The organism is Roseateles paludis, assembly GCF_039872745.1.
Lineage (GTDB): Bacteria > Pseudomonadota > Gammaproteobacteria > Burkholderiales > Burkholderiaceae_C > Pelomonas > Pelomonas paludis.
In genome coordinates this window covers 697,684-721,119 of record NZ_JBDPZD010000002.1, presented here as the reverse complement: position 1 = coordinate 721,119, position 23,436 = coordinate 697,684, and the positions used below count along the sequence as shown (strand labels likewise).

Here is a 23,436-nt window from a genome sequence, read left to right as displayed (position 1 = left end):
AAGGCGCCCCACGCTGGCGGCCGTCGGGGTGCGTGGATACAATTCAAGTATCTATTCATTTTCTGGCTCAATCCTGTGAACTCTGCGGCCAACCAATGGGGCGAGCGTGCGCGTGCCATGCTGCGACGCGGCCCTGCTACGGCCAATGAAATGGCGAATTCCCTGGGAGTAAGCCAGCCAACACTCTCGCGGGCATTGCGCACCCTGGGTGATGATCTGCTGTCCATCGGGTCCGCAAGATCTATTCAATATGCTATTCAAGATGCCGCTCGCCAGGCCCTGCTTGCTCCGGTCTACCGGGTGTCGGCTGATGGGCAGGTGAGCGAGCTGGGTACCCTGTTGCCCGTCTGCCCCGAGGGCTTTGTGATGCAGCAAAGCGATGGCGCGCGCTTGCACACCCCCGGCCTGCCTTGGTGGCTGTTCGACATGCGCCCCCAGGGCTACCTCGGCCGCGCCTTCAACCAGCGCTACGGCGCCCAGCTCGGGCTGCCCGCCCGGCTTGATGACTGGGACGACAGCCACGTGCTGCGCGCCTTGCTGCTGCGGGGTGGCGACCTGCCCGGCAACCTCCTCATCGGCCATGCCGCGCGCGACGTCTTCGTCAACACCACACCGCCCCAGCCGGTGCCTGAGCGCGGCAAGGCCCAGGCCTATGCCGAGCTTGCCGCCGCCGCCGCGCGCGGCGAAGTGCCGGGCTCCTCCGCCGGCGGTGAGCAACCCAAGTTCACCGCCTATGCTGAGACTGCCGATGGCCCCGCCCATGTACTCGTCAAGTTCAGCGCTCAGACCGACAGCCCCGTCAGCCAACGCTGGCGCGACCTGCTCGCCGCCGAGCATCTGGCGCTGGAGGTGCTGCACGCCCACGCCGTGCCCGCCTCGCGTTCTGCGCTGTACGACCACCAGGGCCAGCGCTTCTTGGAGGTCTGCCGCTTTGACCGCGTTGGCACCAGCGGCCGTCGCGCGTTGTTCTCACTCGCCGCCCTGGATGCCGAGTTCGTCGGCAGCGGCCAAACCTGGCCCCGCGTCACCCAGGCCCTGGCCCGCGTGGGCGTCGTCACCCCCGAGGCCTTGGCCCAGGCCGAGCTGCTCTGGGCCTTCGGCGTCCTGATCGGCAATACCGACATGCACGGTGGCAACCTGTCCTTCATGTCCGAGCCCGGCCGCCCGTGCGAGATCGCCCCCGCCTACGACATGACCTGCATGGCCTTCGCCCCCACCGCCGCTGGCGACCTGAGCCCCCGGCCTCTGAGCCTGCACATCACCAGCGACGTCCCCGCCACCGCCTGGCACCAGGCCCTGCCCATGGCTCAGGACTTCGTCGCACGGCTGCAGGGGAGCACCGTACTGAGCGACGCCTTTGCCCCCTGCGCCCAGGCGCTGGCGGCGCATGTGGCTGAGGCGGGGGAGAGGATTGGGCGGTTGGGGGTGTGAGCCATGGCGCGGGGCTGCAGCTTGTTCTGCAGGTGCCACCTCAGTCGGGGGCCACGCCTCACCCCTTACCAAATCCCGCCCGGACGGCTTGCGGTCCGTTTGATTTGGATGTTGGGGGCTGTATACATTGACAGTCAGTAGGCCCAGGATCAGAATCGCCGCAGGGGTGGACTGTTCGCGACCGAGCATCCAATCCCGAGGGCACTCGCAATGCCCGCTGCCGCCCGCGAAGCGGCTTAAAGTGAAGAGAGCCAAGGAGTCTGGTGCGAACCTCGGTTCGCGCACCGCGAGGATGGATGTCCTCAGAACGGCGTAGTGCGCATCAGACCAACCAAAGCCGACTGAGCTGGATCGCTCGAAGCCATCCTAGGTAGGTGACGAGCAAGCGCCCGGCAAAGGCGCTCTACAAATGAGCCAACCTTCAACAAGTTGGCGGCGCCGCCAGCGCAAACAGGGCTCACGCCATGTTCAAGCTGACGTTGCAGTACGGGAAGTTGAAGATCACCATGACCTTCCCGGTCACGGTGCTCATCACTCTCCTGATCTTGCTGCTATAGGAGTACGGGGTGAGGCGCAAGCCTCGCCCCCGAAACCGAGCGTCAACGAAATACCGTCCGAAGGCCGCTCCACTGACTGAAATACTCAGTCAGAAGCCGCCCGCTGCTTTTGCTCCAGCCATGCCATGCGCCAGAAGGAATTGGATGCGGGCGCGGATTGGGTTCATACGCTACTACCCGGCCATTGCTGGTAATAGTCGAAGGATGATCGACTATCCGAGGCCCTCGGTTGCGACGGGACTCGGATCATGCAAGACAGGCGGCGCTCTTGCGCGCCCAGTATCAGGTGGTAGGCCGTGCATCTACCGAACCCCCTAGGATGGGTGGCAGAAGCGCCACCAGTTACCCGGAAAGTTACCCGGTCGGTGCGTCGCGTGACTGCCTGGCCGGTAGGTCGATCAGCGCCGCCGCAGTGCTTCCCGCTGCTCCCGTAGCGCCTCGTTCAGCACGCGCGCCAGTTCGCGCAGGGTCTCCCGGTGCCCGCCCTTGAAACCGTTGCGCGACGTGCGGGCCTTGCCCTCAGCGCTTCGCGGGCCGGTGGACTTCTCCCACGGGCGCCATGAGCGGATCAGTGCCGCCTGCCGCGCTCGTCGCTCCGGTGTCCAGCCATTCGCCATGCTGCTGCTCCAATAGTTCGGTCGGCGCGGCCTCCGGGTTCACCGCGTGCGCGGGCGCTTCCCCTGGGGCTGGCGCCGCGCCGTTGTTCACCTGCTGCTGCCCGCCGTTGTTGATGTTGGCCTGCCGTGCGATGACGACGGGCGGGTTCTTGATCGTCGCCAGCGTCTCCAGCGTCATGCGGCACTGGTTCTGCGCCTTCAGCGCCATGCGCAAGTAGGCTTCCCATTGCTTCAGATAGTCCTGGCTGTTGGCCCGCCGCGCCAGACTCATGAAGATGGCCTGCAGCGCGTGCGCCTGGCCGAACAGCATGGCCTCGGCCCGCTTCATGTCGCCGGCCCAAACCTTCTCCACGTCGTCGGAGAGCTGGCCCATCAAGGCGCCGATATCGTCCTCATCGACCCCGATGGGCTTGGCGTACTGGGCGACGACGGCCGCAGCGTTCACACTGGGCCGCAGCGCCAGCTTTGCCAGCGCCTCGGATTTCTCGGGGTCGGGCGCCTCTGCGGGCCTTGCCTCCATCTTCCCTGCCGCTTTCCCGGCCGGCTTCTTCGTCGCCATCGTTCACCTCTCGGTTTGAAAGCCGGGGCAGCGCTGCAGCAGCCCGGCCAGGTCTCGGCTCAGCTCGGCCGAATGAAGCCCGGCGTGCCGATGGTTGCGGCAACGGCCCGGCCGGTAGTGCCTGCAGTCAGTGCAGCTCACACGGTCGTCGTCGCCCGCCATGTCGCGGCGAGTCAGCCGGTCGGCCAGCGCCTCGGCTTCATCAGCGGGCCAGCCCCAGCGCTGCAGCCTTGCACGCCGGGCGAGAAAGCGCCCCTTGTCCGCGTGACCCCAGCCGCCCGAATCGGGAAGCGCTGCGGTTGTCTCGCACGGCACAGAAATTCCGGCGCCCCCCCCCTCCCGGCCCACTGCCAAAACTGACGAAACCGGGTTTTGTCGGTTTTGACAGTGCGGCGGGAAGGGGGGCGCGGAGTTTTCGTCCTGCTCCGCGTGGTCGAGTGCCCCCAGCCGGGCCAGCCACTTACCCACGGCGCGCCCCATCGGTCAGGCTATAGGTCGTGGTCGGCCGGCCACCGTCCGCACCCGTGGTGATGATCGATTCCGCCAGCCACCCATGCGCCGCCAGCAGGTCGAGTGCATCGGCCACCGTGGTGCGGTCGGCCAGGCCCGCCCACTGGTTGCGGTACACGTCGCGTGCCGTGAAGGGGTCGGGCAGGTCGCCGGCCCGCGCCTTGCCCAGAATCGCATGCGCGCCACGCACAGCCACGCGCCGGCCGCTGGCGTGCAGGCGCCGTGCGTGCGACTCGAAGTAGTCGGCCAGCGCCAGGGCGCGCATCGTCGGCGCCAGCCCCACAGGCCCCTTGCCGCCATCCACCACATGCAGCGCGAGCGCCAGGGCGGGGATGTGATGCCGGAATTTCGACAGCGCCCCTTCCAGGCTGCCCAGGTCGGCGCCGCGCAGCCTGGCTTCCAGGTCGCCGCGCCACTCGGCGAAGGCTTCGCGGGCATCGTCGGCAAAGCGCAGGAACGGCAGCCCCTGCGGTGCGCCATCGAAGCCGGTTTGCACCTCGGCGTGCAGCTCCTTGTGCGTGATGCCGTCCAGTCGGTCGAAGGCTTCCCATGCCTTGCGCTTGGCGTCGTTGTCGGGCCAGCGGTCAACGTCGCGCCAGGCGCCGGGCGAATCCGGCCAGGCGATCAGGAATCGCTCGATCATCCCGTCGTCAGCCGCCCCGCGCCGGGCCTGCAACATCAGTTCAGCCAACGGGCCGGGCTGGATGCCGCCGATCATCGACAGCCGCGCGTCCTCTATCGTCACCGTGCCGCGCCCGATGCGGTCGAAGTGGTAACTGCCGCCGCTCCATGCCTGCAGGTAGAACGCCCGCGCCGTCGCCGATTCCTCGCGCGCCAGGTTCAGGAACATCCCGCGCATCTCGTCGCGCACCGACAGCACGCCGCCCGGATTGCTGACGAAGATTTCGCCCAGCTTCTCATAGGTGGCATCGGCCACCACGTAGCGCCTGCGGATCGGCTCGGCGTCCTCGGCTTCGCGCTTCAGCAGGTCGGACACGTCAGCCTGCGCGTTCTTCTTCAGCGCCGCCCGCGCCGCCTGCTTGCCTGCCTCGGCGCGCAGCTCGCGCAGCGGCTTGGCATCCGTGAAGTCGTCCAGTGCCCTGCGGTAGTCCTCGGCCGCGCGTGCTTCCAGTCGATCCATTGGCGCCAGGGCCTGCGCCATCGCGGGCGACTTCATGATGCCGGGCCGGCCCACGATCAGCGCCCACAGGTTGCCCTTCTCGATCCAGTCGGTTCGCGCCTGCGGTCGGATGCCGACATGCCGCGCCACCAGCGATGCCGCCGCCACGATCAACGGCACAGCCACGAAGTCGGGCGGGCAGTTCATGCGCTGCGACACGTCAGCCACCCACGGCCGGAAAGCCTCGGGCAGCGCCGCCAGCGGGAAGGCTTCCACCGGCAGCAGCTCGTCAGGCAAGGGCTTGGGGGCTGCAGGCTCAGACATCAGCACGTCAGGCCGCGCCGGGGCGTAGCCGCTTGCCGCGATGGCGATTGCCGTTTTGCGCATGCGCGCCAGGTCTTGCACCGCGCTCATACCGCCGCCCCTTCGATGGTGACGGCGCCGCGCTGCGCCCACACGTCGCACCAGTCGGTGCCGTCGTCGCTCGGGGTCACCACCTCACAGCCAATGCCGGCCGAAAACGCGCGCGCGCGCAAGGCGTCGGCGGACTCCCGCCCAGCGCGGTCGTTGTCCGCGAAGATCGCCAGCCGCTGCACGCTCCCCGGCCACTGCCACGCCGCCAGGTTGCCCGCCGAGTAGGCGGCCACCGTAGGCAGCCCCGATGCCAGCCAGGCAGCCAGGGCGGTTTCGATGCCTTCAGCAATGCCGATCACGCCGCGCTGCGGCTCGTGCAGCGGAATGCAGGCGCCGGCCAGCGGCCCCGCCGTCGCGGTCAGCTTCTTCACGGTCGGCACGTCGGCCTTCCGTCCGTCCGCTGTCAGATAGGTGCGATGCAGCGCGACGATTCGGCCATCAGGCGCCACCAGGGGCGCCACCATCGCCGGGTGCGTGCCGATCTTCTTGTCGCCATCCCAGCAGGGCAGCGCACGATGCAGGCGCAGGCACGCCGGCAAAGGCCACACTCCCGCGAATCCGCGCCGCTTCAGGTACAGCGTCACCGGGTCGCCAGCCACCAGCGGCACGCACTGCGCCCACAGGCGCGCGATGCGCCCAGCGTTCTCGGCCCACTGCTGGCGCTGCTCGGCTTCGCGCTCAGCCGCAGCCTCGGCGACATGCTTTGCCAGCTCGGCGCGCTGCTGGCGCGTCATCGGTTGATCGCGGTTGGCTTGCCAGGTCTCCGAAACGCCAGCCCGGTTGCAGCCATAGACGCCGCCGCGCAGGTCGGCGAACAGCTTGCACCAGCCGGCCGAATCGCCGCGCTTGTCCGACGTGGCGAAGCGCTGCAGCCGGCCGGGCTCGATCACATCGGGCGCATGGCCCAGCGCGGCCAGGATCGCCACCTTGAAGGCTTGCACGGGGTCATGCATGGCTCACCCCCAGCGCCTTTGCCAGCACGCGGCAGAAGCCCCGCAGCGTGGCGCCGTAGAGCATGGACACGATCACCGCCAGCTCGTCGGGGTCGGCTTGGCAGGCATTCAGTCGGGCCAGGTAGTCATGCGCCTTGCGCTCGCCTTCGATCACCCGCAGCGCTTGCCCGGCAAGGGGCGCGCCGTGAGAATCTGGGCTCTGGCTTCTGACTTGTTCACCGACTTGGCCGACGTTCGCAGCGTCGGCCTTGTCACTTGTGGGCGTGACTCGCCCGGCCCCTCGGGCCTTCGATGTGCGCGACATGGTGGCGCCTCACTGCGCCGCCGCGCTGGCACCGGCCGCGCGCTTGGCTCGTGCTGCAGCGCTGGCCTTCCTGGCCTTCGCTGTCACCTGCTCGGCGCCCTGAGCGTCAGCCTCGCCCTTGCTGGCGAATGCCTGCCAGAAGGCCACCACGTCAGGCAGGCGCCAGCGGGTGCAGCGGGGTTGCCGAACGGCAGGCGCCGGGGCGCGCCCGGTGCGCACCTCTTCGTGCCACCATGAAACCGACATGCCGCCAGCAGCGGCACACGTCGGGGCGTCGATCAAGGCCACGCCGGCAAGGGCGGGCGGGATCGGGGGAAGGTCGGTCTTTGCGGTCACTGTTGGCCTCATGCGTTGTTGCATGGGGTCATTCCAGCGCCAGCGCGCAAGTAGGTGGCCTAACTCGGGAAGCGCAATTCCGACTTAGGTTTTCTGAGCCTCAACGTGACCGGCTCTCTATCGCGTCCGGAATCTGACGCAGAGCTGCCCGGATTGAGTCATCGGCCACTGGAGCGCCTATCTCTTCCGTTGCCCCCGCGATTGCTACGGCAGCGCCGCGACTTGCCGGGTCGATCCCGGCCCTCCGGCACAAAGCTCCGATGATGGTCAGCATCGTCCGGCGCTCTCGCGTCTTGAGGGGTTTGTCTGCGGCAGGCCGGGCGCCGCGACGCACCTCGTCTAGCTGCTGCTCCAGGTGCGCGATATGCAGGCGCTGTCTCCGCACCTCGGCACGCAGCGCAGCCTCATCCGTCAATGGCTCTGCGGCGAGTCGCTCAACGTGAGCAAGCCGAAACTGCGCGCGGTCTTGCGCCACGTCTGACGCCACCACCCAAGGGTCTGCAGCTTCCTGCAATGACTCTTCAACGTCCGCGATGATGTCGCTGCGTTCGTGCCCATGCACGCTCAACCAGTCCACCAGGTCATGCAGATGGACGAAGGTGCGCCCGGGGATTAGGCGCGAATCGGCCAGCGTTCGACCTCTGACCTCAACCTTCAGATGGCCGGCCTCAGCAGACCGCACCAGCGCCGCCAGCACCTGGGCGCGCAGCGGGTCAAGCGCAGCACGGATCAAGGGGTCATCTTGATGGTCGTGCGATTCCTCATCGTCATCCGCCATCGGCAAGCCTTCCGCCGGTACACCAGGCGCACTGCCGGCGTTCCACATGTCCAACGCCGACAGCAGCGCGGCATCCTCCAGGCTGAAATGCCATATCCCGAAATCCGGCAGCATGATGTAGTCCCCGGCCCCGTAGTCGGGCTCCGGGGGCGGCGGCTGCCACTGTTTCTCGCCGGCCGCAGGCGCGCCGCTTGTTTCGTCATCAGGCATTCACACCCCTTCGTGTGCCCTTGTGAGAAGGCCGCGCCAGGCCGGCAAGGGAACCGGCTCTTCGGGGATCAGCCTAGGCGCGACGGAACTAGTCTAGGGCTGCGCTGTCTTGGCCTTCCGGCCACGCTTCGGCGCGACCAACCCAGGCACGCGCGTCTTGAACACCTGAAAAGCAGAGTCGCGCTCAGCCGCGCAGCGCCGCCGGTACTGCTCATTCCATGCCCGTTGCCCTGCAGCCGATGCCAGGAAGGCTTCACGCTCAAGCGCGCGCCGTGCGTCGATCACCCGTTGCTCATGGTGACTCGGGCCGCCGATCAGCTCACACCGCAGCGCCCACCAGTCACCATTGACCCACAACCGCATCGGCCCCTTCAGACCGGGCGGGCGCGCTCGGCGCAGACTGAACCTCAGCCGCCCCGCCTTCCACTCCTCCCGGGCCGCGCCGGTCGCCGGCCACTCCGTAGCGGCCGGTATCACGCCCTCGGCTTCAAGCTGCGCGCGCGTGCCCTCGAACTCCCAGAACCCCAAGCCGTGGGGGCGCAGGCTCACCATCAGCTCGCGCTCGGCCTGGGGTTCCTGCGCCGCTGCGGCGCTATGCTCAGTCTCAGCCATGTTCGGACCTCCTTTGTCCGGGTGTGGCGAGGGGCTTGGCGTGTGTCCGCACGTCCAGGCCCCGCCTTGATGCCGGCACCCGGCCGGCGCGGTTTCTCAGGTTTTCTCAGGCAGCGCGGCCGGGCATCTTCACCACCTCGGCGCCCTTGCGCAGCCTGTCCAGGTAGTCGGCCCACTTCGTCATCAAGTCGCGCCGCTGCTCAAGGTACAGAGTGCGGTTGTAGGCCCGGCCCAGCGCGTCCGGCACCCGGTGCGCCAATTGCGCTTCGATCACCTCGGGCGCGATGCCCAGCCGCTCGGCAGCGATGGTGCGCGCCGTGGCGCGGAAGCCGTGGCCTGTCACTTCATCGCTGCCAAAGCCCATCCGGCGCAGCGCCGACAACACCCCGTTGTCCGACAGCGGCCGGTCCGGGGTAAGCGGGTTCGGGAAGACGTAGCGGCCGGCGCCGGTCAGCGGCTGCAGCTCGCGCAGGATGGCGACAGCCTGGGGCGCCAGCGGCACCACATGATCCGGCCCGGTCAGCTTCGCCTTCAGCCGGCCCTTCATGCGAGCGGCCGGAATCGTCCACAGTGCGCCGTCCAGATCGAATTCGACCCATTCGGCCTTGCGCAGCTCGCCGGGACGAAGGAACACCAGCGGGGCCAGCGCCAGCGCAGCGCGCACAACCGGCGTGCCGTGGTAGCCATCGATTGCGCGCAGCAGTTCGCCCAGCTTGGCAGGGTCAGTCACTGCGGCGCGATGCTCTGGCACTGGCAGCAGGATTGCGCCCTTCAGGTCGCGGGTCGGATCGCTTTCGCAGTGCCCATGCTGCACCCCATACCGGAACACTGCGCCGGCCGCCTTCAGCGCCCGATAGGCCGTCTCCACCGCGCCGCGCGCCTCGATGCGGCGGGCATGCTTCAGCAGCTCGGGGGCGGTCAGGCTCGCCAGGGGCTGCGCACCGATGTAGGGGAACAGGTCATTCACCAGCAGCGCCAGCACCTTGACTGCGTGCCCTGCGGACCAGCTCTGCGCCATGTAGGCGTGCCACTCCCGGGCCACCTGCTCGAACGTACCCGGGCCGGGCAGGCCAGCAGCAGCCAGGCGCGCGGCTTCGGCCTTCGCCACCTGGGCGGCCTTGTCGGCCTTGCGGGCGTCGCTCGGATCGGTGCCGGCAGCCACCAGGGCGCGGGCGTCGCGCGCCTTCTCCCGGGCCTTCGTCAGCGGCACCTCGGGATATGTGCCCAGGCTCAGCATGCCCTCGCGGCCATCCATCCAGTACCGCAGCCGCCACCAGCCGGCGCCGGTCGGCCGGGCGTCCAGCACCAGCCCGCCGCCGTCGCTGATCTTGCGGGCCTTGCCGGCCACCGCCGCAGCCTTCAGCGCCGCCTTGATCGCCTTGTCGGAGAGGATTTCGGTTGCAGCCATACCGGGTAACCTTTCACCGCTTGGGGCCACATGAGGCCCGTTACCCGGTATGTTACCCGGGTAGCTGGCGGACACAAGCCACGTTACCCGGCCCCATGCGGACAAAGAAAAAGCGCTAAGTCCTTGTCAGACATAGCGTTTTGGTTGTTTCTGGCCCTTTGTGGGGGCTTATGTGGTAGGCCGTGCAGGACTTGAACCTGCGACCAAAGGATTCCGGTTTGTGCCCATTTCTGGACTCCCTGGACTATGCCTTCGCCATGGGCGGTGAAGCCGGTAGGCGGGCGCCGTCTAGTCTCTACACCTTCCCCTTGCGGGGCTTGGCTCGGCGTTGCCTTGTGCCCGGGAGGGCCGTCAGGTTTCGCCGACTTTGACGCCATTCACGCGGGTGCTTTCGCGGCCCGGTGCACAACTTTCGCTATGAGTCCTCTGCTCTAACCAACTGAGCTAACGGCCCTGAGAAAGGGCGGCATTGTCACTCAGCCAGCCGGGTCGGCCGGCTTGGCAGGGGTGCCGGGTGTTGTGCGCTGGGCGGTTGATTTTTACGGGTCCGTAGACACTTGGCATTGCGCTTGCTACTGTCCCAGGCATGGGCGCGGCGCCGGGCTTGCAGGGGCGGGCGGGGCTGGGCCTGGTTGGAGGAGGCTTGCCATGACAGCAGGGTCTAGCTCGACACCCGATTCGCCGGGGCATCCGCACCCGCGCCATATCCGGCTCACCTCGCACTCGGGCGGCTTTGGGGCGCTGCCGATTGTTTGGGGGGCGGAGACGGCGCGTGAGCGCGGGCCGGTGGTGGGCACCACGACCTCGCGCGCGCACCGCAATGTGATCGGCACGCACAGCGGCAGCTACAGCGTCTACCGCGCGCTGGCGGTGGCGGCGGGGGCCTTGAAGCGGGAGCACAAGGCGGACCTCACCAATACGGCGCCCACCAACACCATCGGCCCCTACCCGCAGTGGAGCGACCCGGCCAAGATCGTCAGCATCGACCCCTGGGGGGCCGAGGTGGCGCGCGAGTACGAGGCGGAGTTGGCGGCGGGCTATGACATCCGCCCGACGCTGGCGGTGACGCAGGCGCATGTGATGCTGCCCGAGGTGATCGAGGCGCTGCAAAAGGGCCGCCTGAAGGCCGATGGCCAACTGCTCACGGCCAATGGCGCGGCCATGGTGACCAAGGTGGCGGTGGAGCCGGTGTGGTACCTGCCGGGCGTGGCCAAGCGCTTTGGCTGCACCGAGGCCGAGCTGCGCCGCGTGCTGTTTGAAGAGACCGGCGGCATGTACCCCGAGCTGGTCACGCGCTCGGACCTGGAAGTGTTTTTGCCGCCCATCGGTGGCCAGACGGTCTACATCTTTGGCAACCCGCGCGACCTGGCCGACCCGAACGTGGAGCTGACGGCGCGCGTGCACGACGAGTGCAATGGCTCGGACGTGTTCGGCTCCGACATCTGCACCTGCCGGCCGTATCTCACGCACGCCATCGAGGAATGCATTGCCGCTGCCCAGCCCAAGGACAAAGGCGGCCGGGGCGGGGTGGGGCTGGTGGCCTACTCGCGCAAGGAGGGCCGCGCGCTGGGCGAGGTGACCAAGTTCCTGGTCTACAACGCCCGCAAACGCCAGGTGGGCGGTGACACGGCCGACCAATACTTCGCCCGCACCGAGTGCGTGGCGGGCGTGCAGGACATGCGCTTCCAGGAGCTGATGCCCGACGTGCTGCACTGGCTGGGCATCCGCAAGATCCACCGCCTGGTGTCGATGAGCAATATGAAGTACGACGCCATCACCGGCTCTGGCATCGAGGTGGGCGAGCGCATCAACATCCCCGACGAGCTGATCCCTGCCGATGCGCGCGTGGAGATGGACGCCAAGATGGCGGCTGGCTACTTCACGCCCGGTGCGGTGCCTGATGCCGACGAGTTGAAGAAGGCCAAGGGCAGGGCCTTGAAATGATGATGGCCGAAGCTCCGACTGACCACGGCGCGGCCCTGGAGGCCGTGCACCTGCTGCGCAGCACGACGGCGGTGCGCGATCGTGCGCAGCAACTGCTGGCCCGGGCGCGAGCCGGTGCATCCGCCTGCTTTGAGGTGGTGGACGCGCAACTGGCCGTGGCCGCTGCAGAGGTGGCGCAGCAAACGCGCCAGCGCTACCCGGACGGGCGCATCCCGTATCACAGCCGCTGGCGGCACTTCGAGGCTGGCGGCGTGGACCGGCTGGCGCTGCTGGATGCGCGGCTGGGCACCGTGGACGCAGCCACGCGCGCGCGGGCCTTGATCGACCTGGTCGTCGTCAGCGTGCTGCTGGATGCGGGCGCAGGGCCTGTGTGGCGCTACCGCGAAGTGAGTGGGCAGACCTTCACGCGGTCCGAGGGCCTGGGAGTCGCGAGCTTTCATGCCTTTTTGGACGGCGCTTTTTCAAGCGACCCTGCGCGGCCGCTGCAGGCCAACGCGGCAGGGCTGATGGCAATCAGCGCGCAGGACCTGGGCCGCGCCTTCCAGGTGCACGAGGCCAACCCGCTGGTGGGCCTGGAGTCACGCGCTGCGCTGCTGCGCCGCCTGGGCGAGGTGCTGGCCGCCAGCCCCACGCGCTGGGGCACGGCCGGCCGGCCCGGTGGCATGTTTGACGTGTTGCGTGGCCCTGAGGTGGCGGCGCACGACATCCTCGTCCACCTGCTGGACGGGCTCTCGGACATCTGGCCCGCACGGCACAGCCTGGGCGGCCAGGCGCTGGGTGACTGCTGGCCGCACGCGGCCATGCAGGGCGAGGGTTTGAGCGCCGGCTGGGTGCCTTTCCACAAGCTCTCGCAGTGGCTCACCTACTCGCTGCTGGAGCCTTTTGAGTGGGCGGGCGTCACCGTCACCGGGCTCGACGCCCTGACCGGCTTGCCCGAGTACCGCAACGGCGGCCTGCTGCTCGACACCGGCGTGCTGCGCCCGCGCGTGCCTGACTGGCAGCGCCGCCGCTGGCAGGCGGGGGATGACTTCATCGTCGAGTGGCGCGCGCTGACCGTGGCCCTGCTGGACGAGCTGGCGCCCCTGGTGCGCGCCGAGCTGGGCCTCAGCGCCGCACAGCTGCCCCTGGCCTGCGTGCTGGAAGGCGGCACCTGGGCCGCAGGCCGCGCCGTGGCCCTGCGCCAGCGCCCGGGCGGCCTGCCGCCGCTGAACATCGAGAGTGACGGCACCGTGTTTTGAACCTCCAGGAGGAACACCCCATGAGCAATGTCCACGTCATCAGCCACCCCCTGGTGCAACACAAGCTGACCCTGATGCGCCGCAAGGACGCCAGCACCAACAGCTTCCGCCGCTTGTTGAATGAGCTGGCCATGTTGATGACCTACGAGGTCACGCGTGACATGCCCACCCAGCCCATCGAGATCGAGACGCCGCTGGAGACCACCACGGGCACGGTCATCGACGGCAAGAAGCTGGTGTTCGTGTCCATCCTGCGCGCGGGCAACGGCATCTTGGAGGGCATGCTCAGCGTAGTGCCGGGTGCGCGCGTGGGGCATATCGGCCTCTACCGCGACCCCAAGACCCTGACGGCCGTCGAGTACTACTTCAAGATGCCTTCCGACATGCACGAGCGCGATGCCATCGTGGTGGACCCCATGCTGGCCACCGGCAATTCGGCCATCGCCGCGATCGACCGGCTCAAGGAAGTGCGCCCGCGCTCCATCAAGTTCGTCTGCCTGTTGACCTGCCCCGAAGGCCTGGCCGCGCTGCAGGCCGCGCACCCCGACGTGCCCATCTACACCGCAGCCATCGACCGCCAGCTCAATGACCACGGCTACATCCTGCCGGGCCTGGGCGACGCGGGCGACCGCATCTTTGGGACACAGTAGCGGGCATGCTGGACCTTCTCATCACCCACGCCACGCTGCCCGATGGGCGGCATGACATGTCCATCGCCGTGCAGGGCGGGCGCATCGTTGAAGTCAGCCCTGGTCTCGTGGCCTCGGCGCACGAGGTCATCGACGCTGCCGGCCAGCTGCTGAGCCCGCCGTTTTGCGACCCGCACTTCCACATGGACGCGACGCTCAGCTACGGCCTGCCGCGCGTCAACCAGAGCGGCACGCTGCTGGAGGGCATTGCGCTGTGGGGTGAGCTCAAGCCCCTGCTGACCGAGGAGGCCTTGGTCGAGCGCGCGCTGGCCTATTGCGACTGGGCCGTGGCCAAAGGCCTGCTCGCCATCCGCAGCCATGTGGACACCAGCGATGCGAGCCTGCTGCCCGTGCGCGCCATGCTGGAAGTGAAGCGCCGCGTGGCGCCGTACCTCGACCTGCAACTCGTCGCCTTCCCTCAGGACGGTGTCTTGCGCACGCCCGGTGGGCTGGACAACCTGAACCGCGCGCTTGATCTGGGCGTGGACGTGGTGGGCGGCATCCCGCACTTCGAGCGCACCATGCAGGACGGCGCCGCCAGCGTGAAGCTGCTGTGCGAGCTGGCCGCCGCGCGCGGCTTGATGGTGGACATGCACTGCGACGAGAGCGACGACCCGCTCTCCCGCCACATCGAGACCCTGGCTTACGAGGCCCAGCGCCTGGGCCTGCGAGGGCGCGTCAATGGCTCGCACCTCACCTCCATGCACAGCATGGACAACTACTACGTCAGCAAGCTGATCCCGCTCATCGCCGAGGCGGGTGTCAGCGCCGTGGCCAACCCTTTGATCAACATCACCCTGCAAGGTCGGCACGACAGCTACCCCAAGCGCCGCGGCATGACCCGCGTGCCCGAGCTGCTGGCCGCGGGCGTGACCGTGGCCTTTGGGCACGACTGCGTGATGGACCCCTGGTACTCGCTCGGCAGCGGCGACATGCTCGAAGTCGCCCACATGGGCCTGCACGTCGCGCAGATGACCAGCCAGGCCGGCATGCGCCAGTGCTTCGAAGCCGTCACGACGAACGCGGCGCGTGTGATGCAACTGCCCGACTACGGCATCGAGGCCGGCAAGGCCGCGAGCTTTGTGCTGCTGCAGGCCCGCGACCCCATCGAAGCCCTGCGCCTGCGGCCCGCGCGGCTCAAGGTGTGGCGGCGGGGTGTGCTGCTGGCTGAGTCGGCGCCCGTGGTGAGTGAGCTGAACCTGCCGGGCCGGCCGGCGCTGACGAGCTTTCAGCGCTAAGAAATCAGCGTTGGATCAACGTTGACTTAGCGCCTGCCCCACCATCCGCGAGGTGATGTCCACGATCTGGATCATGCGGTCGTAGGCCATGCGCGTGGGGCCGATCACGCCCAGCGTGCCCACCACCTGGCCGTCCACCTCGTAGGGCGCGCTGACGATGGACAGCTCCTCGTAGGGCACCACCTGGCTCTCGCCGCCGATGTAGATGCGCACGCCCTCGGCGCGGCTCGACACGTCGAGCAAGCGCATCAGCTGGGTCTTTTCCTCGAAGAGGTCAAACAGCTTGCGCAGGCCGCCCACGTCGTGGCTGAAGTCCTGCACCGTCAGCAAGTTGCGCTCGCCGCTGACGACCACGCGCTCCTGCTCCTGAGCCATGGCCTCGGTGCCCACCTGCACGGCGGCGCTCATCAAGGTGGCGATCTCGCTGCGCAGTGCGTCCACCTCGCTGCGCAGGCGCTCGCGCACAGCCTCCAGCGTGAGGCCGGCGTAGTGGGCATTGAGCCGGTTGGCCGCCTCGGCCAGCTCGGGCTGCGACACGTCTTGCGCGGTGAAGATCACGCGGTTCTGCACGTCGCCATCGGGCGCCACCATGATGACCAGCACCCGCCGCTCCGCGAGCCGCAGGAACTCGATGTGGTGGAACACGCTGGGCTTGCGCGGCGCCGTGACCACGCCCACAAAGCTGGACAGGCTGGACAGCAGCTGCGCGGCGTTGGTGATCACGCGCTGCGGCTGGTCGGGTTGCAGCTCGATGCCGGTCAGGTTCTGGCCCTGGACCGTCAGCATGGTGTCCACAAACAACCGGTAGCCGCGTGCCGTGGGAATGCGGCCGGCACTGGTGTGCGGGCTGGCAATCAGGCCCAGCTCCTCCAGGTCTGCCATCACATTGCGGATGGTGGCCGGGCTCAGCTCCAGCCCCGAGGCCTTGGACAAGGTGCGCGAGCCCACGGGCTGGCCGTCGGCGATATACCTTTCGACCAGGGTCTTGAGCAGGGAACGGGAGCGCTCGTCGAGCATGGGCTGAATTGTAGGAAGACTGGCGCAGTGTGTGCCCCGGGCAAGCCCAGCCCCGGGGCGCTGCACTGCCTTCCGCCGACCGGGAGCTGACATCAAGCCGTGGTGTAATTTCCTCTATGGCGGACCGCTTCAAGCATGTGGCCCTGGTGGGCAAAACCCAAGCCCACGGATTTCGGCCCGTGCTGGAGGAAGTGGCGCAGTTTCTGCTGGGGCTCGGGCTGGAAGTCAGCGTCGAGGCGGCCACCGCAGAAGCCAACGGCCTGACGGGCTATGACGCCCTCCCGCCCGAGGCCCTGGGCCGCGATTGCGATGTGGCCGTGGTGGTGGGCGGTGACGGCACCATGCTCGGCTTTGCGCGGCAGATGGCGTCCTACGGCATCCCGCTGGTGGGCATCAACCAGGGCCGGCTCGGCTTCATCACCGACATCTCCAAGGAGCGCTACCGCGAGGTGCTGCCGCCCATCCTGGCCGGCACCTACGAGGTCGAGTCGCGCGGCATGCTCGAAGGCCAGGTGCTGCGCGGCGGCGAGGCCATCTACACCGGCCTGGCGCTCAACGACGTGGTTGTCAGCCGGGGCGGCAACTCGGGCATGGTCGAGCTGCGCATCCATGTGGGCGACGAGCGCGTGGCCAATATGCGGGCGGACGGCGTGATCGTCTCCACCCCCACGGGCTCCACGGCCTACGCGCTCTCGGCCGGCGGGCCCATCCTGCATCCCAGCATTGCCGGCTGGGTGCTGGTGCCGATTGCCTCGCACACCCTGACCAACCGCCCCATCGTGCTGCCCGACGCCGGGCCCGTGCGCATGGAGATCGTCTCGGGCCGCGACACCTCGGTCAATTTCGACATGCAGCGCCTGGCCAGCCTGCTGGTGGGCGACGAGATCGTGGTGCGCCGCAGTGCCCACTCGGTCAAGTTCCTGCACCCCAAAGGCTGGAGCTACTACGCGACCCTGCGTAAGAAGCTGCGCTGGTACGAGGGCTGACATGCTGCATCGCCTCAGTCTCAAAGACTTCGTCATCGTCCCCAGCCTTGAGCTCGACTTCGAGCCCGGCTTTGCCGTGCTGACCGGCGAGACCGGCGCGGGCAAGTCCATCCTGATCGATGCGCTGCAACTGGTGCTGGGCGGCCGGGGCGACGCCGGTGTGGTGCGCGAGGGCGCGGCGCGGGCTGACATCTCGGCCGAGTTCGACACGCCCGAGCACCTTGCGCCCTGGCTGGACGAAGCCGGCTTCGAGCCCCAGCCCACGCTGCTGCTGCGCCGCGTGATCGACGCCCAAGGCCGCAGCCGCGCCTGGGTCAATGGCAGCGCGGCCACGTTGGCGCAGCTGCGCGAGCTGGCCGATGCCCTGCTCGATATCCACGGCCAGCACGCCTGGCAGGGCCTGACCCGGCCCGCCTCCGTGCGCGAGCTGCTGGACGGCTTTGCCGGCTTCGACCCCAAGGCCCTGCGCTGCGCGCATGCCGCCTGGAAGGACGCTGCCGAGCGCCTGCAGCGCGCCGAGGCCGATCAAGCGCAGTCGCTGCGCGAGCGCGAACGCCTGGCCTGGCAGATCGGCGAGCTGGAGACCCTGGCGCCGCAGGACGGCGAGTGGGACGAGCTCAACGCCGAGCACCAGCGCCTGTCGCACGGCCAGGCCTTGCTGGACGCTGCAGGCCGTGCGCTGCAGCAGCTGGACGAAGCCGAGGTCAGCGCCCAGTCGCTAGCCGCCCAGGCGCTGGACGAGCTGGAGCGCGTGCTCGACCACGACACCCGCCTGCTGCCCGCCGTGCAGGCGCTGCGCGATGTGCAGGCCCAGCTGGCCGACGCCAGCCACACGCTCTCGGCCTATTTGCACAAGGCCGACCTCGACCCGGCCCGCCTCGCCGAGCTGGACGAGCGCGTGTCCGCCTGGCTGCAACTGGCGCGCCGCTACCGCCGCCCGCCGCCAGAGCTGCCCGCCTTGCTGGCGCAGTGGCGGGCCGAGCTGGCCGCGCACGATGCGCAGTCCGACCCCGCCCAGCTGCAAGCTCAGCTGGCCCAGGCGCGCAAGGCCTTTGACACCGAGGCTGCCGCCGCCTCACGCGCCCGTGCCGCCGCCGCGCCGCGTCTGGCGCAGGCCGTCACTGCCGGCATGCAGCAGCTGGGCATGGCCGGTGGCAGCTTCGAGATTGCCTTGAACCCCGAAGCCGAGCCCCAGTCATGGGGCCTGGAGAGCGCCGAGTTCCTGGTGGCTGGCCACGCCGGCAGCACGCCGCGCCCGTTGTCCAAGGTGGCCTCGGGTGGCGAGCTGTCGCGCCTGGCGCTGGCCATCGCCGTCACCACCACGCAGTCCGCCGCGCAGGGCCCGCAGACCCTGATCTTTGACGAGATCGACGTCGGCATCGGCGGCGCCGTAGCCGAGACCGTGGGCCGCCTGATGAAGCAGCTCGGTGCACGGCCCGGGCAGCAGGTGCTGGCCGTCACCCACCTGCCGCAGGTGGCGGCTTGTGCCGACCATCACCTCGTCGTCACCAAGCAGCTGGAAGGCAGCGCCACGGTCAGCCAGGTGCGTGCGGTGTTGGGCGAGGCCCGTGTTACCGAGATTGCCCGCATGCTGGGCGGCGAGCGCCTCTCGTCCACCAGCCGTGCCCACGCCGAAGAAATGCTGGCCAGTCAGGCCTCCACCCCCTCGCCCAAGCTGTCGCCCTCGGGCTCGAAGCCATGAACCTCCTCGACCCTGATTCCGACGTCGGCAACGACGTCATCCTCGTCACCGGCATGGCCGGGGGCGGCAAGTCCGTGGCCATGCACGCGCTGGAGGACGCCGGCTACTTCTGCGTGGACAACCTGCCCGCCGAGCTGCTGCTGGACTTCCTGCAGGTCGAGCAGGCGCGCGGCGAGCGCCGTGTGGCCATTGCGGTGGACGTGCGCTCGGCCGGCTCGCTGCCCCTGGTGCTGCCCATCTTCAAGCAGTTGCGCGCAGCCGGGGTGTCGATCCGCTCCATCTTCCTCGACGCCGACACCGAGACCCTGCTGCGCCGCTTCTCCGAGACGCGCCGGCCCCACCCGCTGCGCGAGGACCGCGAGACCACCGCCTTCGGGCCGCTCGACGGCGAGGCCGAAGACCGCCACCGCATCCTGCTCGACGCCATCAAGCTCGAGCGCGAAATGCTGGCCGCGCTGCGTGTCGAGTCCACCGTCATCGACACCTCACAGCTGCGCCCGGCTCAGCTGCGCGCCTGGGTGGCCGACATCGTCTCGCAAGCCGGCGGCCGGCCCAAGCTGACCCTGGTGTTCGAGTCCTTCGCCTTCAAGCACGGCGTGCCCAGCGATGCGGACTTCGTCTTCGACGTGCGCATCCTGCCCAACCCCTATTACGACCGCGACCTGCGCCCGCTCACGGGCCGTGACGCGCCGGTGGCGCAGTTCCTGGCCAACCAGCCCGAGGTGGGCGTGATGCTGGGTCAGATCGCCGGCTTCCTGGCGCGCTGGCTGCCCAACTTCCAGGCCGACCAGCGCAGCTACCTGACCGTGGCCATCGGCTGCACCGGTGGGCAGCACCGTTCGGTCTACATGGTCGAGATGCTGTCGCGCCAGTTCCACCAGCACGGCCACGTTCTCAAGCGCCATCGCGAGCTGGATGCCCGCTGACGGCAGGCCCCGTCAACGCTTTTGCGACGGCGGCGGCTTGCGCCAGAAGGCCAGGGTGGCTTCCAGGCCGCGTTCGGCCTCGGGGCTGACGTTGGGGTTGGTGAGGCGCAGCGCCAGGCGGTCTTGCAGCCGGGCGCGGGCCACGGCGGCGCCGTGGAAGCGCCACAGGTGGGCATCGAAGCTGCCGTCCGCCTTCATGGCGAGCAGGCCCTTCTCGACGCGTGCGGCCAGGGCCGACTGGCTGGGCGCGAAGTAGTACTGGTAGGGGTAGGGATAGACCAGCAGCAGGTGCGGGTCGATGGCGAGGCGGGGCATCTGCGCATGCCGGGCCTCGTACTCGTCGAACACTTCGCCCACGCCGCGTGGGAAGAGGTCGAAGCGGCCGGCCATCAGCATGCGGAACAGGTTCTCGTAGCCGGACACCGTCTGCACCTTGATGCCGCTGGCGCGCAAGACGTCCACGTCCGGCCAGGCCAGGCCCTGGCCGATGGTCAGGCGTCGCAGTGCCGCGAGGTCGCGGATCTTGGCGATGTCGGGCAGGCGCCGCTCGTCCACCAGCGCAATGCGCAAGCCCAGCAAGCCGTGCCGTGCGTCAAACGGGATGGTCTTGGCCAGGGTCCGTCGCTCGACCGACACCGTGGCCCAGGTCATGTGCAGGATGCCGCGGTCGGCGTCCAGCTCGGCAAACTGGCGCAGCTCGGTCAGCACTTCATCGGTGGGCTGCAGGCGGACCGGGCCGTACTCGGGCTCGGTGCGGCGCAGCGCGGCCTCCAGCAGGCTCAGCAGGTCGAGCGAGCGCGTGTCCAGCGGCGACTGCGGGGCGGGGTAGCGGATCACCGGCACATTGGCAGCCAGCGCAGCACCGCTGCCCAGCCCACTCGTCAGCCCATTCGCTAGGTAGCCCGCCAGACCCAGCGTCAAACAGCGCCGGCGGCGGGGCTGCGCGGGTGCGCATGGGGCGGGTGCTGGCGGCATCCCTGACTGCAAGGGGAACATGGGTCTCGGGGTCTCCGGTCACGAGGGGGCGGTGCCTGGTGCCGGCCAAGCCCCGTGATCGTTGGGCGAGTTTGGCATGGCGGTGTGGTGCACGAGATTTCTGCCCCTTTTTGCCCCTGACGAACACCACACGACGCGACAATCGGGGCCACAGCCTTCTGGCTTCGATGCACATGGAGAGGGGCGCATGCGCCTTGGATGGACGATGAACACCGCGCACGCGCTGCTGCGCCCTTTGCTGATCGTGCTGGCACTGTCAGCGGCCCTGGCCGAGGCCAAGGCGGCGGCGGAGCCGCCTGCACCGGCGCCCGACGCCGCAGCAGCGCAGCCCCTGCGCCTGCCGGTGAATGCCAAGCACGTGGTGGTGGTGGACGACGCGACCGGCAATGTCTTGATGGCGCGCGACGCAGCGGCCATCGTGCCAATTGCCTCGCTGACCAAGCTGATGACGGCCATGGTCATCCTCGATGCGCGCCAGCACCCGGCCGAGCGACTGCGCATCAGTGATGACGATGTGGACCGCCTCAAGCACAGCAAGAGTTTTGTTCGCGTGGGCACCGAGCTTTCGCGCCAGGATGCGCTGGAGCTGGCCCTGGTTTCGTCTGACAACCGCGCCGCCTCCGCCTTGGCGCGTGCCTACCCGGGCGGGGAGTCCGCCTTTGTGCGGGCCCTGCAAGCCAAGGTGCGCGCTTTGGGCCTGCGCAACACCTCGCTGCAAGAGCCCACGGGCCTGTCGCCGCAGAACACCTCCACCGCCATCGAGGTGGCCCGCATCACGGCAGCAGCCGCGCGCTACCCCGAGATCGCTCGCATCACCAGCAGCAAGCGCGCCACCGTGGCCTTGAGCGGCCGCACGCGCGAGTTGCACAACACCAACCGCCTGGTGGGTGCCAAGGGCTGGAACATCCTTCTCAGCAAGACCGGCTACACCGACGAAGCCGGCCGCTGCCTGGCCATGCGCATGATGAGCGGCGCCCGTGCGGTGACCGTGGTGCTGCTGGACGCCGACGGCTCGGCGCACCGGCTGCGCGATGCGGCCTTGATCCGCAAGTCGCTCAGCCGAACAACTTCTTGAGCGGCGCGGGCAGCGCGTAGCTGGCCAGCTCTTCGCGCGGGACCCAGGTGCCCGGCAGCGCGGGCGCTGCATCGCGGAGCACCGCGCGTACCGGGTGCAGCACCCAGTCAAAGTGCGTCAGCGCGTGCTCGATGCGCGGCAGCGGCTCCAGCGGCCCGCCTGCGGCGGCGCGCAAGCTGGCTTCGTCGTCAAACAGAGGCAGGGTCCAGAGGCCCGCCCAGACGCCCGGGGCAGGGCGCTGCTGCAGCAGCACGCGGCCCTCGTGCTCCAGCCACAGCCACCAGTTCTCGCGCCGGCTGCGCTTGAGCTTGCGGGTCTTGATGGGGTAGCGCTCAGCCTCGTGCTGGCCAGCACAGAGGTCGTTCACCGGGCAGGCCCCGCAGTCGGGCTTGCGCGCGGTGCACACCGTGGCACCCAGGTCCATCAGGCCTTGGGTGTAGCGGTCCACCTCGCGCGCCGGGAGCAAGGCGGTGGCGCGGTCCCACAGGCGCTTTTCTTCACGCGTCGAGGCCAGGTCGCCGTCAAACGCGAGCACGCGAGACAGCACGCGTTTGACATTGCCATCGAGGATGGCAACCCGCTCGCCAAAGCAGAAGGCCGCGATGGCGGCGGCCGTAGAGCGGCCGATGCCGGGCAAGGTCTGCAATTGGGCAGCAGACGCAGGGAAGGCGCCGCCATGCAGGGCCGCCACGGCCTGGGCACAGGCGTGCAGGTTGCGTGCGCGGCTGTAGTAGCCGAGGCCCGCCCAGAGCGTGAGCACTTCGTCGAGCGGTGCGGCGGCCAGCTCCAGCACGGTCGGGAAGCGCTCCAGGAAGCGCGCGTAGTAGCCCAGCACCGTCGTCACCTGCGTCTGCTGCAACATGATTTCCGACAGCCAGACGCGGTAGGGGTCGCGCGTGTTCTGCCAGGGCAGCTCGTGCCGGCCATGGCGCTTTTGCCAGGCCACCACACGGGCGCCAAAGTCGCTCAACGCTTCTGGCATGAAGGGCAGAAGAAGGTGGAGCGCTGGCCCTGGACGATGCGGCGGACGGGCGTGCCGCAACGCACACAGGCCTCGCCCTCGCGGCCATAGACCTGGGCCTGCATCTGGAAGCTGCCCGCCACGCCGTGGGCGTCCTTGAAGTCGCGCAGCGTGGTGCCACCGGCTTCCACTGCCCGGCCCAGCACCTCGCGCACCGCTTGGGCGAGTGCCTCAGCGCGCGGGCGACTGAGCTTGCCGGCGGCAAGGCGGGGGTCGATGCCGGCCATGAAGAGCGCCTCGCAAGCGTAGATATTGCCGGCCCCGACGACCGCATCACCTGCCAGCAGCGCCTGTTTCACCGCCACGCGGCGGCCACGCCAGGCGGTGTGCAGGTGGCTGCCGTCAAAGGCCGGGTCAAAGGGCTCCAGCCCCAGGCCGGCTAGCAGCTTGGCGGCCGGGTTGGCATCCAGCGCGGCCGACCACACCACGGCGCCAAAGCGGCGCGGGTCGGTCAGGCGCAAGAGGCCGGCGCTGGTGTGCAGGTCGAAGTGGTCATGCGGGCCCGGGGCCAGGGTCTCGGCCACCAGGCCGAGCGAGCCCGACATGCCCAGGTGCAGCAGCAAGCCGCCGCGCTCCAGCGGCAGCCACAGGTATTTGCCGCGCCGCGTGACGGGGCCGATCTGTTGGCCCAGCAGGCTTTCGGGGTCGGTGCCCAACGGCCAGCGCAGGGGCTTGCCCAGCCGCAGGCCGGTGACCCTGGCGCCCTCGACCCGGTTGGCAAAGCTGCGGCGCGTGACTTCAACCTCGGGGAGCTCGGGCATCGGGAAATGATAATTGCCGCCTGTTCTCGGAGCC

General features: G+C 69.0%; 21 protein-coding genes. 9 read left to right on the top strand and 12 right to left on the bottom strand.

Annotated features, from left to right (window positions below):
* Window positions 1-117 precede the first annotated feature (117 nt).
* On the top strand, window positions 118-1,431 hold the full coding sequence (gene yjjJ, locus ABDJ85_RS09295; protein ID WP_347704879.1) for a type II toxin-antitoxin system HipA family toxin YjjJ: 1,314 nt from the start codon (window positions 118-120) through the stop codon (window positions 1,429-1,431).
* A gap of 1,076 nt (window positions 1,432-2,507) precedes the next feature.
* On the opposite strand, the gene ABDJ85_RS09290 is transcribed toward yjjJ, so the two are convergent.
* From ABDJ85_RS09290 to ABDJ85_RS09255, 8 genes are all read right to left on the bottom strand, one after another.
* Window positions 2,508-3,164 carry a hypothetical protein gene (locus ABDJ85_RS09290; protein WP_347704475.1) on the bottom strand — a complete coding sequence of 219 codons (657 nt, stop codon included), beginning with the start codon at window positions 3,162-3,164 and terminating at the stop codon, window positions 2,508-2,510.
* Window positions 3,165-3,624: 460 nt separating this feature from the next.
* Window positions 3,625-5,199: a YfjI family protein gene (locus tag ABDJ85_RS09285; protein WP_347704474.1), complete on the bottom strand. Its 1,575-nt coding sequence runs from the start codon at window positions 5,197-5,199 to the stop codon at window positions 3,625-3,627.
* Window positions 5,200-5,204: 5 nt separating this feature from the next.
* Window positions 5,205-6,149: a DUF7146 domain-containing protein gene (locus ABDJ85_RS09280; RefSeq protein WP_347704473.1), complete on the bottom strand. Its 945-nt coding sequence runs from the start codon at window positions 6,147-6,149 to the stop codon at window positions 5,205-5,207.
* A gap of 4 nt (window positions 6,150-6,153) precedes the next feature.
* Window positions 6,154-6,315 (bottom strand): hypothetical protein, encoded by a 162-nt coding sequence (locus ABDJ85_RS09275; protein WP_347704472.1) that lies wholly within the window; start codon window positions 6,313-6,315, stop codon window positions 6,154-6,156.
* A gap of 159 nt (window positions 6,316-6,474) precedes the next feature.
* Window positions 6,475-6,801: a helix-turn-helix transcriptional regulator gene (locus tag ABDJ85_RS09270; RefSeq protein ID WP_347704471.1), complete on the bottom strand. Its 327-nt coding sequence runs from the start codon at window positions 6,799-6,801 to the stop codon at window positions 6,475-6,477.
* Between the two features lie 100 nt (window positions 6,802-6,901).
* Complete coding sequence (locus tag ABDJ85_RS09265) at window positions 6,902-7,789, bottom strand: hypothetical protein (RefSeq protein ID WP_347704470.1); 888 nt, start codon at window positions 7,787-7,789, stop codon at window positions 6,902-6,904.
* A gap of 93 nt (window positions 7,790-7,882) precedes the next feature.
* Complete coding sequence (locus ABDJ85_RS09260) at window positions 7,883-8,401, bottom strand: hypothetical protein (RefSeq protein WP_343626047.1); 519 nt, start codon at window positions 8,399-8,401, stop codon at window positions 7,883-7,885.
* Between the two features lie 106 nt (window positions 8,402-8,507).
* A complete protein-coding gene (locus ABDJ85_RS09255) occupies window positions 8,508-9,809 on the bottom strand; it encodes a tyrosine-type recombinase/integrase (protein WP_347704469.1) in 1,302 nt (433 codons plus the stop codon).
* A 648-nt stretch (window positions 9,810-10,457) separates the two neighbouring features.
* On the opposite strand from ABDJ85_RS09255, the gene ABDJ85_RS09250 reads away from it, so the two are divergent.
* From ABDJ85_RS09250 to ABDJ85_RS09235, 4 genes are read left to right on the top strand one after another with little or no spacing between them, the layout of a single operon-like run.
* Window positions 10,458-11,753, top strand: a complete 1,296-nt coding sequence (locus tag ABDJ85_RS09250; RefSeq protein WP_347704468.1) for a GTP cyclohydrolase II — start codon at window positions 10,458-10,460, stop codon at window positions 11,751-11,753.
* Window positions 11,750-12,991 (top strand): URC4/urg3 family protein, encoded by a 1,242-nt coding sequence (locus ABDJ85_RS09245; RefSeq protein ID WP_347704467.1) that lies wholly within the window; start codon window positions 11,750-11,752, stop codon window positions 12,989-12,991. Before ABDJ85_RS09250 ends, ABDJ85_RS09245 begins: the two co-directional genes overlap by 4 nt.
* A 20-nt stretch (window positions 12,992-13,011) precedes the next feature.
* Window positions 13,012-13,641, top strand: coding sequence for a uracil phosphoribosyltransferase (upp, locus tag ABDJ85_RS09240; RefSeq protein ID WP_347704466.1), 630 nt, complete (start codon window positions 13,012-13,014; stop codon window positions 13,639-13,641).
* Window positions 13,642-13,646: 5 nt separating this feature from the next.
* Complete coding sequence (locus ABDJ85_RS09235; protein WP_347704465.1) at window positions 13,647-14,918, top strand: amidohydrolase family protein; 1,272 nt, start codon at window positions 13,647-13,649, stop codon at window positions 14,916-14,918.
* Window positions 14,919-14,933: 15 nt separating this feature from the next.
* Here the strand turns inward: ABDJ85_RS09235 and hrcA are convergent, their stop codons facing one another.
* On the bottom strand, window positions 14,934-15,935 hold the full coding sequence (hrcA, locus tag ABDJ85_RS09230) for a heat-inducible transcriptional repressor HrcA (protein WP_347704464.1): 1,002 nt from the start codon (window positions 15,933-15,935) through the stop codon (window positions 14,934-14,936).
* Between the two features lie 116 nt (window positions 15,936-16,051).
* Between hrcA and ABDJ85_RS09225 the strand changes: the two genes are divergently transcribed.
* Genes ABDJ85_RS09225 through rapZ form a run of 3 tightly spaced genes read left to right on the top strand, consistent with a single transcriptional unit; the run spans window position 16,052 to window position 19,549 of the window.
* Complete coding sequence (locus ABDJ85_RS09225) at window positions 16,052-16,921, top strand: NAD kinase (RefSeq protein WP_347704463.1); 870 nt, start codon at window positions 16,052-16,054, stop codon at window positions 16,919-16,921.
* Between the two features lies 1 nt (window position 16,922).
* Window positions 16,923-18,623 carry a DNA repair protein RecN gene (gene recN, locus ABDJ85_RS09220; RefSeq protein ID WP_347704462.1) on the top strand — a complete coding sequence of 567 codons (1,701 nt, stop codon included), beginning with the start codon at window positions 16,923-16,925 and terminating at the stop codon, window positions 18,621-18,623.
* Complete coding sequence (gene rapZ / locus ABDJ85_RS09215) at window positions 18,620-19,549, top strand: RNase adapter RapZ (RefSeq protein WP_347704461.1); 930 nt, start codon at window positions 18,620-18,622, stop codon at window positions 19,547-19,549. Before recN ends, rapZ begins: the two co-directional genes overlap by 4 nt.
* A 12-nt stretch (window positions 19,550-19,561) precedes the next feature.
* Here rapZ and ABDJ85_RS09210 read toward each other — a convergent pair whose 3' ends face one another.
* Window positions 19,562-20,470 (bottom strand): substrate-binding periplasmic protein, encoded by a 909-nt coding sequence (locus ABDJ85_RS09210; protein ID WP_347704460.1) that lies wholly within the window; start codon window positions 20,468-20,470, stop codon window positions 19,562-19,564.
* Between the two features lie 280 nt (window positions 20,471-20,750).
* Between ABDJ85_RS09210 and ABDJ85_RS09205 the strand changes: the two genes are divergently transcribed.
* Window positions 20,751-21,620: a serine hydrolase gene (locus ABDJ85_RS09205; protein ID WP_347704459.1), complete on the top strand. Its 870-nt coding sequence runs from the start codon at window positions 20,751-20,753 to the stop codon at window positions 21,618-21,620.
* Here the strand turns inward: ABDJ85_RS09205 and mutY are convergent.
* Both mutY and mutM read right to left on the bottom strand, forming a co-directional pair.
* Window positions 21,601-22,602, bottom strand: a complete 1,002-nt coding sequence (gene mutY / locus ABDJ85_RS09200) for an A/G-specific adenine glycosylase (protein WP_347704458.1) — start codon at window positions 22,600-22,602, stop codon at window positions 21,601-21,603. The two genes, ABDJ85_RS09205 and mutY, sit on opposite strands and share 20 nt — an antisense overlap.
* On the bottom strand, window positions 22,587-23,402 hold the full coding sequence (gene mutM, locus ABDJ85_RS09195) for a bifunctional DNA-formamidopyrimidine glycosylase/DNA-(apurinic or apyrimidinic site) lyase (RefSeq protein WP_347704457.1): 816 nt from the start codon (window positions 23,400-23,402) through the stop codon (window positions 22,587-22,589). The genes mutY and mutM overlap by 16 nt, the downstream gene beginning before the upstream one ends.
* Window positions 23,403-23,436 lie beyond the last annotated feature (34 nt).

What these genes read in the sequence shown, in the direction of transcription:
- yjjJ (WP_347704879.1), top strand. Translation starts at nt 118, where the DNA reads ATGCTGCGACGCGGCCCTGCTACGGCCAATGAAATGGCGAATTCCCTG.
- ABDJ85_RS09290 (WP_347704475.1), bottom strand. Translation starts at nt 3,164, where the DNA reads ATGGCGACGAAGAAGCCGGCCGGGAAAGCGGCAGGGAAGATGGAGGCA.
- ABDJ85_RS09265 (WP_347704470.1), bottom strand. Translation starts at nt 7,789, where the DNA reads ATGCCTGATGACGAAACAAGCGGCGCGCCTGCGGCCGGCGAGAAACAG.
- ABDJ85_RS09260 (WP_343626047.1), bottom strand. Translation starts at nt 8,401, where the DNA reads ATGGCTGAGACTGAGCATAGCGCCGCAGCGGCGCAGGAACCCCAGGCC.
- ABDJ85_RS09255 (WP_347704469.1), bottom strand. Translation starts at nt 9,809, where the DNA reads ATGGCTGCAACCGAAATCCTCTCCGACAAGGCGATCAAGGCGGCGCTG.
- ABDJ85_RS09250 (WP_347704468.1), top strand. Translation starts at nt 10,458, where the DNA reads ATGACAGCAGGGTCTAGCTCGACACCCGATTCGCCGGGGCATCCGCAC.
- ABDJ85_RS09245 (WP_347704467.1), top strand. Translation starts at nt 11,750, where the DNA reads ATGATGATGGCCGAAGCTCCGACTGACCACGGCGCGGCCCTGGAGGCC.
- upp (WP_347704466.1), top strand. Translation starts at nt 13,012, where the DNA reads ATGAGCAATGTCCACGTCATCAGCCACCCCCTGGTGCAACACAAGCTG.
- ABDJ85_RS09235 (WP_347704465.1), top strand. Translation starts at nt 13,647, where the DNA reads ATGCTGGACCTTCTCATCACCCACGCCACGCTGCCCGATGGGCGGCAT.
- hrcA (WP_347704464.1), bottom strand. Translation starts at nt 15,935, where the DNA reads ATGCTCGACGAGCGCTCCCGTTCCCTGCTCAAGACCCTGGTCGAAAGG.
- ABDJ85_RS09225 (WP_347704463.1), top strand. Translation starts at nt 16,052, where the DNA reads ATGGCGGACCGCTTCAAGCATGTGGCCCTGGTGGGCAAAACCCAAGCC.
- recN (WP_347704462.1), top strand. Translation starts at nt 16,923, where the DNA reads ATGCTGCATCGCCTCAGTCTCAAAGACTTCGTCATCGTCCCCAGCCTT.
- rapZ (WP_347704461.1), top strand. Translation starts at nt 18,620, where the DNA reads ATGAACCTCCTCGACCCTGATTCCGACGTCGGCAACGACGTCATCCTC.
- ABDJ85_RS09205 (WP_347704459.1), top strand. Translation starts at nt 20,751, where the DNA reads ATGAACACCGCGCACGCGCTGCTGCGCCCTTTGCTGATCGTGCTGGCA.
- mutY (WP_347704458.1), bottom strand. Translation starts at nt 22,602, where the DNA reads ATGCCAGAAGCGTTGAGCGACTTTGGCGCCCGTGTGGTGGCCTGGCAA.
- mutM (WP_347704457.1), bottom strand. Translation starts at nt 23,402, where the DNA reads ATGCCCGAGCTCCCCGAGGTTGAAGTCACGCGCCGCAGCTTTGCCAAC.